The organism is Polaromonas sp. CT11-55 (assembly GCF_047303325.1).
GTDB lineage: Bacteria > Pseudomonadota > Gammaproteobacteria > Burkholderiales > Burkholderiaceae_C > Polaromonas.
In genome coordinates, this window is sequence record NZ_JBKBEX010000001.1 from 277,268 (window position 1) to 288,556 (window position 11,289).

The window sequence follows — 11,289 nt, forward strand, 5'->3', positions numbered from 1 at the left end:
GCGGTCGGCGCACGACAGGCATACGGGCATCAGCGTCAGGCGATCTTGAATCGGGACACCGACTGACGCAGCTCTTCAGCCATGCGGGAAAGATCGCGCACCTGCTGCGCCGTGGAACGGGTACCTTCTCCGGTTTGCTCCGTCACCGCGAAAATGTGCTGGATGTTGCCGGCCACCACGTTGGCCGAAGCGGCTTCGCGGGAGGCGGAGTTGGAAATCTGCTCAATCAGGTCGGCGAGGCGGCGTGACACCTGGTCAATCTCGGTCAGCGCGGTACCCGCGTTATCGGACAGTTTGGCCCCTTCCACCACACCCTGCGTGGAGCGTTCCATAGCGGCCACCGCATCCTGCGTGTCGGTCTGAATGGCTTTCACCAGGGCCGAAATCTGGCGCGTGGCGTCTGCGGAGCGTTCGGCCAGTCGCTGCACTTCTTCCGCAACCACCGAGAAGCCTCGTCCGGCTTCACCGGCTGACGCCGCCTGGATGGCCGCGTTCAGCGCCAGCACGTTGGTCTGTTCGGTAATGTCCGAGATCAGCTCGGTAATTTCACCAATCTCCTGGGACGATTCGCCCAGCCGTTTGATCCGCTTGGAGGTTTCCTGGATCTGGTCGCGGATGGAGTTCATACCGCCGATGGCGTTCTGCACGGCCTGCAGCCCGGATTCGGCGGCGGTCAGCGATTGGCGCGCCACCTGGGAAGATTCCTGCGCCTGCGTGGACACTTCATTGATTCGGGACGCCATGTCGAGCACCGACTGGCCGGTTTCACGAATTTCGCGCAGCTGCTCGGTGGAGGCCGCCAGCAGTTCGGTAGAGGTGCTTTCCACCTGGGCCGTCGTTTGCGCCACGCGTGTTGCCGTGTTCTGCACGTTACCCACCAGCTGCCGCAACTCTTCCACCGTGTAGTTCACCGAGTCGGCGATAGCGCCGGTGATGTCCTCGGTCACGGTTGCTTCCTGCGTCAAATCGCCTTCAGCCACTGTCTGCAACTCATTCATCAAACGCAAAATGGCGGCCTGGTTGGCGTCGTTGACGCGCTTGGCGTCCTGCTCTTGCCCCTTCGCTTCCTGTCGCTGGATTTCGGCAACGGCCTGGCGTTGCTTGCTGTCCTCCACCTGCAATTTGGCCAGTCCCGCGGCGCACAGCAGCGCAAAGACGGCGGCGACTACCAGGGTCGTCAGGGCGGTGGCGCCCAAACCGGTCTGCGAGGACAGTTTGCTCTGCAGGTCTTCCAGGCCCCGGCGCAGCGGCTCGCTGTCGGCAATGATGGAGGATTGCGCTTCGCGGGCGGACACCAGGCCCTGCAAGTTGCCCAGAATGGCGCCGGCCTGTACACGCGTCTGCTCGTAGAGCGCCATCAGGGCCTCAAGGCGTTCACGGGTTTGCGGATCCTTGGAGCCGGCCAGGCGCAGCTCGGGGCTGCCTTCCTGCAGGCCCTGGGCGATTTCCTTGAAGGAGTTCAAGTCCTTACCCAGCAGGAACACGGCTTCGGGGCTCACACCCTCCATGGTCAGGAATTCGTTGGCGGACTTACCGATACGCTGGGTCAACATCACCAGCTGGCCGGAGGCGGAAATTTCCGCGGGCGCCGCATTCTGCTGGAGCTTGAGCGAGGACACGGTTTCGGCGATTTCCAGCAAGTCGGACGACTGGCGGTTGATGGTACGCAGAGCGTTGCCCACCTGCGTCAGAATGTTTTGCTGGCCCATCACGGTCTTGGCGTTCTTTTCGGCGCGCTCCATGAAGGGCGTGACCTTTTCCACGTCGGGCTGCAAGTCTTCGCTCACCGGCGCCAGGCGCAGGCTGTCTTCACCGGCCTTCAGGCCGCGCACGGTCTTGGCCAGCACGTCGGAGCTTTCGCGCACGTCGGGGAAGGCCTGGGCGCTACCCACCAGCGCCTGAGATACTGATTTCGCCAGACGCTGCGACTGCATCAGGGACTGGCCGGTTGCCGCCACCTGCTGAGCCACTTTGTCCGCCTGGTTCAGCGCCAGGAAGGTCACCGTACCCAGCACCGCCACCGACACCGCCAGGAAAAACACCAGAATTCGCTGGTGCTGGCCCATGGTCTTGCGGCCCAGCAAAGGCAGGCTCAGGAGCTCGGGACTGGCGACGGACGCCGACTCCTCGGCGCTCGCGATGCGGCTGGAGCCAAACGCATCATCATTGCCGTCCGCCTGCCGCACCGTGGCGGTCTGCAGCGAGGCCTCATCCATGGCGCCGGTCGCCAGGGGGTCCGGCGTGCCGACGGAAGCCATGTCCATGCTGTCCTCGGGCTGGACGGACTTTGTTTTAAACAGCTTCTGGATATTTTCAATAACAGACATGGTGAGCCTTCCGGGGAGAAACAGTGTGCGCTATGCGCCTATCGTCAAAAAATGCGCTTGCTGTGCAAGCAACTGAAGGTTGATTTCCTGCCAGGTCGCGCCGTTAAGGTCGACATACTGGTTGCCAAAGAAATCGGGCGCGTCGGGCGCTTTTTCGGAGAAATCGCTGAACGCGTCCTGGTTGCGCAGTCCGGAGAGCTTGTCGATCAGCAGCGCGCAGTTGACCTCCAGCGCGCTGTTGAGCGCCACAAGGCGGGAATCGGTGCGCGCGAGTTCATTTTTGGGAGGAGGTGCCTGGCCGCTCACGTAGCTGGCGAGATCCACCACGCCGAACAGGCCGCCCCGCAGGTTGGCAACGCCGGCGAACCAGTTTTGCGTGTACGGAACAGGCTGCGTGTTGACCCAGGGGAAAATTTCGCCGGACTGGCTCAGGGGAAACAGGTATTTTTTTCCGCCCGCTTCCACGGCCAGCCAGGACGCGGCGACGCCTTGCGTACGCGCAATCTGCAACCTGTCGGCCAGCCGGGTTTGTAGTTCTCTAAGGGCTTGTCTGTTCGCCATGCTTTGGTTTTACGCCGTAAATCAGCCGAGGGCCTTGATCTTGGCCATCAGCTCATCCGCATCCACCGGTTTGGTGATGTAGTCGCGGGCGCCCTGGCGCATGCCCCAGACCCGGTCGGTTTCCTGGTTCTTGCTGGTGCACATCATGATGGGGATATCGGAGTACAGCGGGTCGCGCGTGATGGCACGCGTGAGCTGGAAGCCGTTCTGGCCCGGCATTACCACATCCATGAGGATCAGCTCGGGCTTGTCTTCTGCGAGGCGCCTGAACGCATCTTCCGCATTTTCAGCAGTTTTGACCGTAAAACCGTTCTTGACCAGCAGATCGGTCAGAAACATCAATTCGGTTTTGGAGTCGTCAACTACCAGTATTTTCTTGATTGCCATCACACTACTCCTTGTTTGGCGCTGCCGAGTTCCTGAACGGTCTGCAGCAGCTGATCTTTGGTAAAAGGCTTGGTCAGGTAGTCTTGAGAGCCCACCATGCGACCGCGCGCCTTGTCGAAAACGCCGTCCTTGGAGGACAGCATCACAATGGGAACGTTGGAAAACTTCACATTGCGCTTGATAATCGCACAGGTTTGATAGCCGTCAAGGCGAGGCATCAAGATGTCGCAGAAGATCAGGTGAGGCTCGTAGTCGTTGACCTTGGAAAGGGCATCAAACCCGTCTTCGGCCAACAGCACTTCGTGCCCGCCCTGCTTCAGGAATATCTCGGCGCTACGCCGGATGGTGTTGCTGTCATCGATGACCAAAACCTTCAGTCCGGAACTGGGAATGCTCACTGCCTATGCTCCTCATGTTGCAGGTACCGGCGGCTGGCGCCGGTCCGCGATTGTCCAGGCTGGTATCCGGACATTAGATCTGAACCATTTCAAAGTCTTCCTTGCGCGCACCGCATTCGGGGCAGGTCCAGTTCATGGGCACTTGGGCCCATGGCGTCCCGGGAGCAATGCCATGTTCGGGCGCGCCGGCAGCTTCGTCGTATATCCAGCCACAAATTAAACACATCCACGTCGTTGATTGAGTCACAGCTTAAGTTGCCTTCGAATAGAATGCAACAATTGTATCGAGGCGGCGTTGCTTATTCGCGTACAAGGCAAAATCGCAGCCTATGGCAAACCCCAAAATACCTCAACTGGACAGCCGACAGCTCCAAATCGAGGACACCGACGCATCACCGGCCTGCGTCATGACATTCAATGCCAACGACCCCAGCGGAGCCGGCGGGCTGACGGCGGATATCGCCTCTATCACCTCGGCCGGCGCGCATGCACTGGCGGTTGTAACAGGCGCCTATGTGCGCGACACGGCCGAAATCTTCGACCACTTCGCCTTCGACGAAGAAGCTGTAACAGACCAGGCCCGCTCGGCGCTGGAAGACATGCCGGTATCGGCCATCAAGGTCGGCTTTGTCGGCAGCCCCGAAAACATCTCCACCATCGCCGAAATCGCCTCGGATTATGCCGATGTGCCGCTGATCGCCTACATGCCAAACCTCTCCTGGTGGGAGGAAAGCGAAATCGACAGCTATTTGGACGCCTTTCGCGAGCTGATGCTGCCGCAAACCACGGTGTTGGTCGGCAACCACAGCAGCCTGTGGCGCTGGCTGCTGCCCGACTGGCCTGGCGAGCGCAATCCCACGGCCCGCGACATCGCCAAAGCCGCCGCCGACCTCGGCGTGCCCTACACCCTGGTCACTGGCGTTCCCATGCCCGACCAGTTCATCGACAACGTGCTCGCTACGCCGCAGGCGGTGCTTTACAGTGAGAAATTCGAGCGCTTCGAGGCCGTGTTCGCCGGCGCCGGCGACACCCTGTCCGCCGCGCTCTCGGCCCTGCTGGCCAACGGCCACGACCTGCAGGCGGCCACCGCCGAAGCCCTGACCTTCCTGGACCACAGCCTGGACGCCGGCTTTCACCCCGGCATGGGCAATATCGTGCCGGACCGCCTGTTCTGGGCGCAGGCCGACGTTGACCCCGAAGACGACGAATCCGGGGAGGAAGCGGGCGATGCCAATGACGACGTCGAGCTGACGTCCAAACCCTCTCTTGACCTGCCCCCCAATGGAACCACCAAACACTAAGCCCGCAACACCCCAGGCAGCCTCTCGCAACGATGCCCTCTTTGAACGCGCCAAAAAGCTGATCCCCGGCGGGGTCAATTCCCCGGTCCGGGCCTTCAAGGCCGTGGGCGGCACGCCGCGTTTCGTGCAGCGCGCGCAGGGCGCCTATTTCTGGGATGCCGACGGCAAACGCTACATCGACTACATCGGCTCCTGGGGCCCCATGATCCTGGGCCACGGCCACCCGGCGGTGCTCGAGGCCGTGCAAAAAGCCGCACTCGAGGGTTTTTCCTACGGCGCGCCCACCGAACGCGAGGTCGAGCTGGCCGAAGAAATCGTGCGGTTGGTGCCTTCGCTCGAAATGGTGCGGCTGGTCAGCTCAGGCACGGAAGCCGCCATGAGCGCCATACGCCTGGCGCGCGGCGCCACCGGCCGCAGCAAGATCATCAAATTCGAGGGCTGCTACCACGGCCATGCCGATGCCCTGCTGGTCAAGGCCGGCTCGGGCCTGGCCACCTTCGGCAACCCGACCAGTGCCGGCGTGCCGCCCGAAGTGGTGCAGCACACCCTGGTGCTCGAATACAACCACCTGGCCCAGCTCGAAGAGGCCTTTGCCCTGCACGGCAAGGACATCGCCTGCCTGATGATTGAACCCATTGCCGGCAACATGAACTTCGTGCGCGCCAGCCTGCCTTTCATGAAACGCTGCCGCGAACTGTGCACGCAGCACGGCGCGCTGCTGGTGTTCGACGAAGTCATGACCGGTTTTCGTGTGGCCCTGGGCGGCGCGCAAAGCGTCTATGCCCGCGGCATTCCCGGCTTCAAGCCCGACATGACGGTCATGGGCAAGGTCATAGGCGGCGGCATGCCGCTGGCGGCCTTTGGCGGCACCCGCGCCGTGATGGAGCAGCTCGCCCCCCTGGGCCCGGTCTACCAGGCCGGCACGCTCTCGGGAAACCCCGTCGCCACCGCCTGCGGCCTGGCGACGCTGCGCGAAATCGCCAAACCCGGCTTTTACGAGGCCCTGGGCGAGCGCACCCGCAGCCTGGTCGCCGGCCTCACCCAGGCGGCCGCCAAGGCCGGCGTGCCGTTTTGCGGCGACAGCGAAGGCGGCATGTTCGGCTTTTTCCTGTTGAGGCAATTGCCGCAGAACTACGCGACTGTCATGACCACCGACGGGCCGTCGTTCAACCGCTTCTTCCATGCGATGCTCGACAGCGGGGTGTATTACGCACCCGCGCTGTATGAAGCGGGTTTCGTCAGCTCAGCGCACACCGCGGCGGATATCGACGCCACGGTGGATGCGGCGGCAAAGTTTTTCGCCGCGGGTTGAACCGATTGCGCCGCTCCTGGCGGCGAGGCCGGGACCCGGATTGAAAGCCGGGCCTCCTCCAACTCAGTGCCGGAAGTGCCGCACTCCGGTCAACACCATTACCACCTCGCGCTCGTCGGCTGCCGCGATAACCTCATCATCCCGCATACTCCCGCCGGGCTGGATCACGCAGGTCGCGCCGGCGTCCACCACCACGTCGAGGCCGTCGCGGAAAGGGAAAAAGGCGTCGCTCGCGACCGCCGAGCCCTGTAGCGTCAGGCCGCCGTTGGCGGCCTTGATGGAGGCGATACGGGCCGAGTCGATGCGGCTCATCTGGCCGGCGCCCACGCCCAGCGTCATGCCGTCGGCGCAGAACACGATGGCGTTGGACTTGACGTATTTCGCGACCTTCCAGGCGAACAGCATGTCGTGCAGTTGCTCCTGCGTGGGCTGCAGCTTGCTGACGACCTTGAGGTCGCCTATGGCGAGTTCGTGGTTGTCGGCGGTCTGCATCAGCAAGCCCGAGCCCACGCGCTTGACGTCCATCAGGTTGCGGCCCTGTTTCCAGGCGGTGTCGCCGCCGGGCGGCAGGTCGATCTGCAGGATGCGCACATTGACCTTGCTCTTAAAGACTTCCAGCGCTTCGGGCGTGAAGGCGGGCGCCATCAGCACTTCGACAAACTGTTTGGAGATTTGCTGCGCGGCGCGCTCGTCGAGCGGGCAATTGAGGGCGATGATGCCGCCGAAGGCCGAAGTCGGGTCGGTCTTGAAGGCCTTGCTGTAGGCCTCCAGGCCATCCTTGCCCACGGCCACGCCGCAGGGGTTGGCGTGCTTGACGATCACGCAGGCGGCGCCGTCCTTGATGAGGTCGAAGCTCTTGACGCACTCCCAGGCGGCGTCGGCATCGGCGATATTGTTGTACGAGAGTTCCTTGCCCTGCAGCTGTTTGGCCGTGACCAGCGAGCCTGGCGCAGGATACAGGTCGCGGTACAGCGCCGCCTGCTGGTGCGAGTTTTCACCGTAGCGCAAATCCTGCACCTTGATGAAGCGGCCGTTGGCCTGACCGGGGAACATGCCGTGGCCGCCGTCGGCCTGGATGCCGGAGAGGTAGTCGCTGATGGCGCCGTCATACTGGCTGATGCGGTTGAAGGCGGCCACCGACAGGGCGAACTTGGTCTTGTCGCTGAGCTTGCCGCCGGCTTTCAGTTCGGCGAGTACGCCCGCGTACTGCGAGGCGTCGGTCAGCACGCCGACGTCCTTCCAGTTCTTGGCGGCGGAGCGCACCATGGCCGGGCCGCCGATGTCGATGTTCTCGATCGCGTCTTCCAGCGTGCAACCGGGCTTGGCCACGGTGGACTCAAAGGGGTAGAGGTTGACCACCAGCAGGTCTATGGTGTCTATGCCGTGGGTGGCCAGCGCCGCCATGTGCTCGGGCACATCGCGCCGGGCCAGCAGGCCGCCATGGATCTTGGGGTGCAGGGTCTTGACGCGGCCGTCCAGCATTTCCGGAAAGCCGGTGTGGTCGGCCACCTCGGTCACCGGCAGGCCGGCGTCGGCCAGCAGCTTGGCCGTGCCGCCCGTGGACAGCAGTTTGATGCCCAGGGCGTGCAGCGCCTGCGCGAATTCGAGGATGCCGGTTTTATCGGAAACGGAAATCAGTGCGTTCATGGTGGTGTTCTCAAAAGCCCACAAGGGAGCCGGTTCGGAAGTCCGGCGGGGCGGCCGGACGCGGGGTTTATTTGATGAGCTTGTGCTCAACCAGTTTCTTGCGCAGGGTGTTGCGGTTCAGGCCCAGCCATTCGGCGGCGCGCGACTGGTTTTGCTCGGCATGCTGCATGACGACCTCCAGCAGTGGCTTTTCCACCACCTTGACCATCATGTCGTACATGCCGTCGGGCTCCGTGCCGCGCAGGTCCTTGAAATAGCCTTCCAGACTGGTGCGTACGCACTCTTCGATGTGTTTCTTGCTCATGCAGCAGCTTCTTCCCGGTTTTTATCTTTGTTCGCCCGTGCCTGCCCCGGCACGCCCTCTTCAATATCCTCGCCGGCCACGGCGGCAGCAGCGGCCGGAATCCGGTCCATCTGCGTGCCCAAGCCCTCAAAAAAATCACTGACCGCGCGCAACTGAGCGTCGCAGTCCTCCAGCAAATTCATGCGCCCGCGAAAGGCTTCGCCGCCGGGCAAGGCCTTCACGTACCAGCCGATGTGCTTACGCGCGGTGCGCACGCCGGTGAATTCACCGTACAGATCGTAGTGGTCGCGCAAGTGGTCGACCAGCAGGCGCTCCACCTCAACCACCAACGGCGGCGCAAGATGCGTGCCTGTGGCCAGGAAATGCGCCACCTCGCGGAAAATCCAGGGCCGGCCCTGGGCCGCGCGGCCAATCATCACGGCGTCGGCGCCGGTGCGGGCCAACACGTCGCGGGCTTTCTCGGGGCTGTCGATGTCGCCGTTGGCCACCACTGGAATGCGCAGGGCGGCCTTGACGGCGGCGATGGTGTCGTATTCGGCCGCGCCCTTGTACCCCTGCTCGCGCGTGCGGCCGTGCACGGTGACCATTTGCACGCCGGCGTTCTCGGCGGCGCGGGCAATCACCAGCGCGTTTTTTTCGGCCTGGCACCAGCCGGTGCGCATCTTGAGGGTGACGGGAACACCCCGCGGCACGCAGGCCGCGACGACGGCCTCAACGATCTGCAGCGCCAGGGTTTCGTCCTGCATCAGGGCCGAGCCGGCCCACTTGTTGCAGACCTTTTTGGCAGGGCAACCCATGTTGATGTCGATGATCTGCGCGCCGCGGTCTATGTTGTAGGCGGCGGCTTCGGCCATCATCTGCGCGTCGGTGCCGGCGATTTGCACGGCGATGGGAGCAGCCTCGCCTTCATGGTTGGCGCGGCGCGAGGTCTTCAGGCTGTCCCACAGGTCCTTGCGCGAAGTCACCATCTCGCTGACGGCGTAGCCCGCGCCCAGCTTCTTGCTGAGCTGGCGAAACGGCCGGTCCGTCACGCCGGCCATGGGCGCGACAAACAGGTTGTTTGCCAAAGCGTAGGGGCCGATGTTCATGGGATGGAGGACGGGGGCTTGCTGAAAAAGGAGGCACGATTGTACCTGCCCAAAATTTCAGCAATTGAAATTTGCACACGGACTTGTAAGTGTCTTCCCGACAAGCCGGGACGCTCCGCCCTGCCTATACTCGAATGCATATATGGAAGCCTGGATTCACCGCCTGATAGAAATTTTGGCCTTGCCCGAGTACGGCCTGAGCACGGTCTTCGTGGTGTCTTTCATTTCGGCCACCCTGCTGCCGCTGGGTTCGGAGCCCGTGGTCTTCGGGCTTGTCAAACTCAACCCAGCCATGTTCTGGCCGGCGGTGTTGATCGCCACCGCGGGCAACACGCTGGGCGGCGCGCTCGACTGGTGGATGGGCTACGGCGCCCACAAGGTGGTGGACAAATACCAGCATTCCTCGCACCATGGCCGCGCGATACGCTGGCTGGAAAAGCTGGGGCCCAAGGCCTGCCTGCTGGCCTGGCTGCCGGTGGTGGGCGACCCGCTGTGCGCAGTCGCTGGCTGGCTCAAGTTTCCGTTCTGGCCATGCCTGGCTTACATGGCGGTTGGAAAGTTTGCGCGCTACTTCCTGATGACAGGCAGCCTTATCTGGGCGTTTCCCGGCGTGGTGACCGGTTAAAAAACAGAAAACTCAGAAGCGCTGGTGCGGCAGCAAATAGCGCCACTGGCCGGGCTGCAGCTGGCTCATGGCCACACGGCCTATGCGCAGCCGCTTCATGCCTTGCACCGTGAGGCCCACGCTCTCGCACATATAGGCGATCTGCCCCGGCACTTCGCCCTTGAGGGCAAAACGCAAGCGGGTTTCGCTTTGCCAGCTTACCTTGGCCGGCGGCAGCAGCGCGCCCTTGAACGTGAAGCCGTGATCCACACGGTTGAGCCGCTCCAACCCGCCGGGCTTGATGTCTCCGCTGACATCAACGACGACTTCATGCTCCATCACGCGGGCGTCTTCACGCAGCTTGCGCGTTACGCGCCAGTCCTGCGTCAGCACCACCAGCCCGCTGGCCGGCGTAGCCAGGGGCGTCACCAACTCCACCGACGAAAAATGTTTTTTGAGCGGGCGAATGCCGGAGCTGTCGCCGGGCGACTGCGTGGCGGGCGACAGCAACGCGGCCAGGGAAGCCGCGCCGCCGTCCTGTCCGGCCTCATAGCCCACGGGCTTGTGCAGCAACAAGGTCACGGGTGCCAGCGCCAGCAGGCTGGCATCCTTGGCCAGCGTGATCTGCTGGTCGAGCACGCGGAACTGCGGCTCTTCAATGATGACGCCATCGACGCTGACCCAGCCGCCCTCGATGTACTGCTCGGCCTCGCGGCGCGAGCAGGACAGCATTTCGGCCAGGCGCTTGGCGAGGCGAACGGGTTCTGTCATCGCGGCGGGACCGTCATGGCGTGAAAGAGAAATCAGCCTTGCGCCGCCACCACGCCGATTTCAACGTGGTACTTGGCCGCTGCCAGGCGCGGACTCATGACCGTGGCGCGCGCCGGCGTGGCGCCCGGAACCACCCATGCTTCCCAGGCGCGGTTCATTTCACCGAAGCTGTCCATGTCGGTCAGCCAGATGGTGGCGCTCAACAGGCGCGACTTGTCGCTGCCGGCGGCCGCCAGCAGGCGGTCGATATTGGCCAGGATGCTGCGGGTCTGCTCATACACGCCGGGGCCGGCGTCGTCGCCGGCCACCTGGCCCGCAAGGTAAACGGTCTTGTTGTGGACGACGGCCTGGGACATGCGTGGGCCGGTTTCGATGCGCTGGATGGACATGGTGTTCTCTTTCAAAGCGAGTGTTTAACGGGACGGCTTGTTCAACAAGCCGGTGACGGCACCGCCGGGCGCCAGATTCAAACAGCCCTGGCGCGGGCATGTTGCGACGCGGGCCGCCCCACGCATTGTGGCGCGACTTGCATCACGCCGCCGGCCGTGGGGCTTTATCAAGCTGTGCGCTGCCGGTGCACGCCGGCAGC

13 protein-coding genes are annotated in these 11,289 nt (G+C 63.4%); 3 read left to right on the forward strand and 10 right to left on the reverse strand.

The genetic code is table 11. The features are described from left to right. Positions 1–35 precede the first annotated feature (35 nt). From ACEN8I_RS01370 to ACEN8I_RS01390, 5 genes are all read right to left on the reverse strand, one after another. Positions 36–2,327, reverse strand: a complete 2,292-nt coding sequence (locus tag ACEN8I_RS01370; protein ID WP_413325492.1) for a methyl-accepting chemotaxis protein — start codon at positions 2,325–2,327, stop codon at positions 36–38. Positions 2,328–2,357: 30 nt separating this feature from the next. After that, positions 2,358–2,888, reverse strand: coding sequence for a chemotaxis protein CheW (locus ACEN8I_RS01375; protein WP_007864988.1), 531 nt, complete (start codon positions 2,886–2,888; stop codon positions 2,358–2,360). 21 nt (positions 2,889–2,909) lie between these two features. Continuing rightward, the gene (locus ACEN8I_RS01380) at positions 2,910–3,275 is read right to left on the reverse strand and encodes a response regulator transcription factor (protein WP_007864987.1); all 366 of its coding nucleotides are present in this window, start codon (positions 3,273–3,275) and stop codon (positions 2,910–2,912) included. After that, on the reverse strand, positions 3,275–3,673 hold the full coding sequence (locus ACEN8I_RS01385) for a response regulator (RefSeq protein WP_007864980.1): 399 nt from the start codon (positions 3,671–3,673) through the stop codon (positions 3,275–3,277). Before ACEN8I_RS01385 ends, ACEN8I_RS01380 begins: the two co-directional genes overlap by 1 nt. A gap of 73 nt (positions 3,674–3,746) precedes the next feature. After that, the gene (locus ACEN8I_RS01390; RefSeq protein ID WP_074576308.1) at positions 3,747–3,920 is read right to left on the reverse strand and encodes a rubredoxin; all 174 of its coding nucleotides are present in this window, start codon (positions 3,918–3,920) and stop codon (positions 3,747–3,749) included. Between the two features lie 82 nt (positions 3,921–4,002). Here ACEN8I_RS01390 and thiD point away from each other — a divergent pair, with 82 nt between their 5' ends. Both thiD and hemL read left to right on the forward strand, forming a co-directional pair. Continuing rightward, positions 4,003–4,974, forward strand: coding sequence for a bifunctional hydroxymethylpyrimidine kinase/phosphomethylpyrimidine kinase (gene thiD / locus ACEN8I_RS01395; RefSeq protein WP_413325495.1), 972 nt, complete (start codon positions 4,003–4,005; stop codon positions 4,972–4,974). Next, positions 4,955–6,286, forward strand: coding sequence for a glutamate-1-semialdehyde 2,1-aminomutase (gene hemL, locus ACEN8I_RS01400; RefSeq protein WP_413325497.1), 1,332 nt, complete (start codon positions 4,955–4,957; stop codon positions 6,284–6,286). Before thiD ends, hemL begins: the two co-directional genes overlap by 20 nt. Before the next feature lie 63 nt (positions 6,287–6,349). Here hemL and purH read toward each other — a convergent pair whose 3' ends face one another. The 3 genes from purH to dusB all read right to left on the reverse strand — a co-directional run bounded on the left by purH (position 6,350) and on the right by dusB (position 9,325). After that, entirely contained in the window at positions 6,350–7,933 is a 1,584-nt protein-coding gene (purH, locus tag ACEN8I_RS01405) for a bifunctional phosphoribosylaminoimidazolecarboxamide formyltransferase/IMP cyclohydrolase (RefSeq protein WP_413325499.1), read from the reverse strand. 67 nt (positions 7,934–8,000) lie between these two features. Next, on the reverse strand, positions 8,001–8,237 hold the full coding sequence (locus ACEN8I_RS01410; RefSeq protein ID WP_007864972.1) for a Fis family transcriptional regulator: 237 nt from the start codon (positions 8,235–8,237) through the stop codon (positions 8,001–8,003). Next, on the reverse strand, positions 8,234–9,325 hold the full coding sequence (dusB, locus tag ACEN8I_RS01415) for a tRNA dihydrouridine synthase DusB (RefSeq protein ID WP_413325502.1): 1,092 nt from the start codon (positions 9,323–9,325) through the stop codon (positions 8,234–8,236). Before dusB ends, ACEN8I_RS01410 begins: the two co-directional genes overlap by 4 nt. Before the next feature lie 142 nt (positions 9,326–9,467). Between dusB and ACEN8I_RS01420 the strand changes: the two genes are divergently transcribed. Beyond that, on the forward strand, positions 9,468–9,950 hold the full coding sequence (locus ACEN8I_RS01420; protein WP_413325504.1) for a YqaA family protein: 483 nt from the start codon (positions 9,468–9,470) through the stop codon (positions 9,948–9,950). 12 nt (positions 9,951–9,962) lie between these two features. Here ACEN8I_RS01420 and ACEN8I_RS01425 read toward each other — a convergent pair whose 3' ends face one another. Next, positions 9,963–10,700 carry an rRNA pseudouridine synthase gene (locus tag ACEN8I_RS01425; RefSeq protein WP_413325506.1) on the reverse strand — a complete coding sequence of 246 codons (738 nt, stop codon included), beginning with the start codon at positions 10,698–10,700 and terminating at the stop codon, positions 9,963–9,965. A 32-nt stretch (positions 10,701–10,732) separates the two neighbouring features. Continuing rightward, positions 10,733–11,089 (reverse strand): RidA family protein, encoded by a 357-nt coding sequence (locus ACEN8I_RS01430; protein ID WP_413325508.1) that lies wholly within the window; start codon positions 11,087–11,089, stop codon positions 10,733–10,735. Positions 11,090–11,289 lie beyond the last annotated feature (200 nt).

Coding starts and splice junctions, on each gene's coding strand:
- ACEN8I_RS01370 (WP_413325492.1), bottom strand. CDS start 2,327: ATGTCTGTTATTGAAAATATCCAGAAGCTGTTTAAAACAAAGTCCGTC.
- ACEN8I_RS01375 (WP_007864988.1), bottom strand. CDS start 2,888: ATGGCGAACAGACAAGCCCTTAGAGAACTACAAACCCGGCTGGCCGAC.
- ACEN8I_RS01380 (WP_007864987.1), bottom strand. CDS start 3,275: ATGGCAATCAAGAAAATACTGGTAGTTGACGACTCCAAAACCGAATTG.
- thiD (WP_413325495.1), top strand. CDS start 4,003: ATGGCAAACCCCAAAATACCTCAACTGGACAGCCGACAGCTCCAAATC.
- hemL (WP_413325497.1), top strand. CDS start 4,955: ATGGAACCACCAAACACTAAGCCCGCAACACCCCAGGCAGCCTCTCGC.
- purH (WP_413325499.1), bottom strand. CDS start 7,933: ATGAACGCACTGATTTCCGTTTCCGATAAAACCGGCATCCTCGAATTC.
- ACEN8I_RS01410 (WP_007864972.1), bottom strand. CDS start 8,237: ATGAGCAAGAAACACATCGAAGAGTGCGTACGCACCAGTCTGGAAGGC.
- dusB (WP_413325502.1), bottom strand. CDS start 9,325: ATGAACATCGGCCCCTACGCTTTGGCAAACAACCTGTTTGTCGCGCCC.
- ACEN8I_RS01420 (WP_413325504.1), top strand. CDS start 9,468: ATGGAAGCCTGGATTCACCGCCTGATAGAAATTTTGGCCTTGCCCGAG.
- ACEN8I_RS01425 (WP_413325506.1), bottom strand. CDS start 10,700: ATGACAGAACCCGTTCGCCTCGCCAAGCGCCTGGCCGAAATGCTGTCC.
- ACEN8I_RS01430 (WP_413325508.1), bottom strand. CDS start 11,089: ATGTCCATCCAGCGCATCGAAACCGGCCCACGCATGTCCCAGGCCGTC.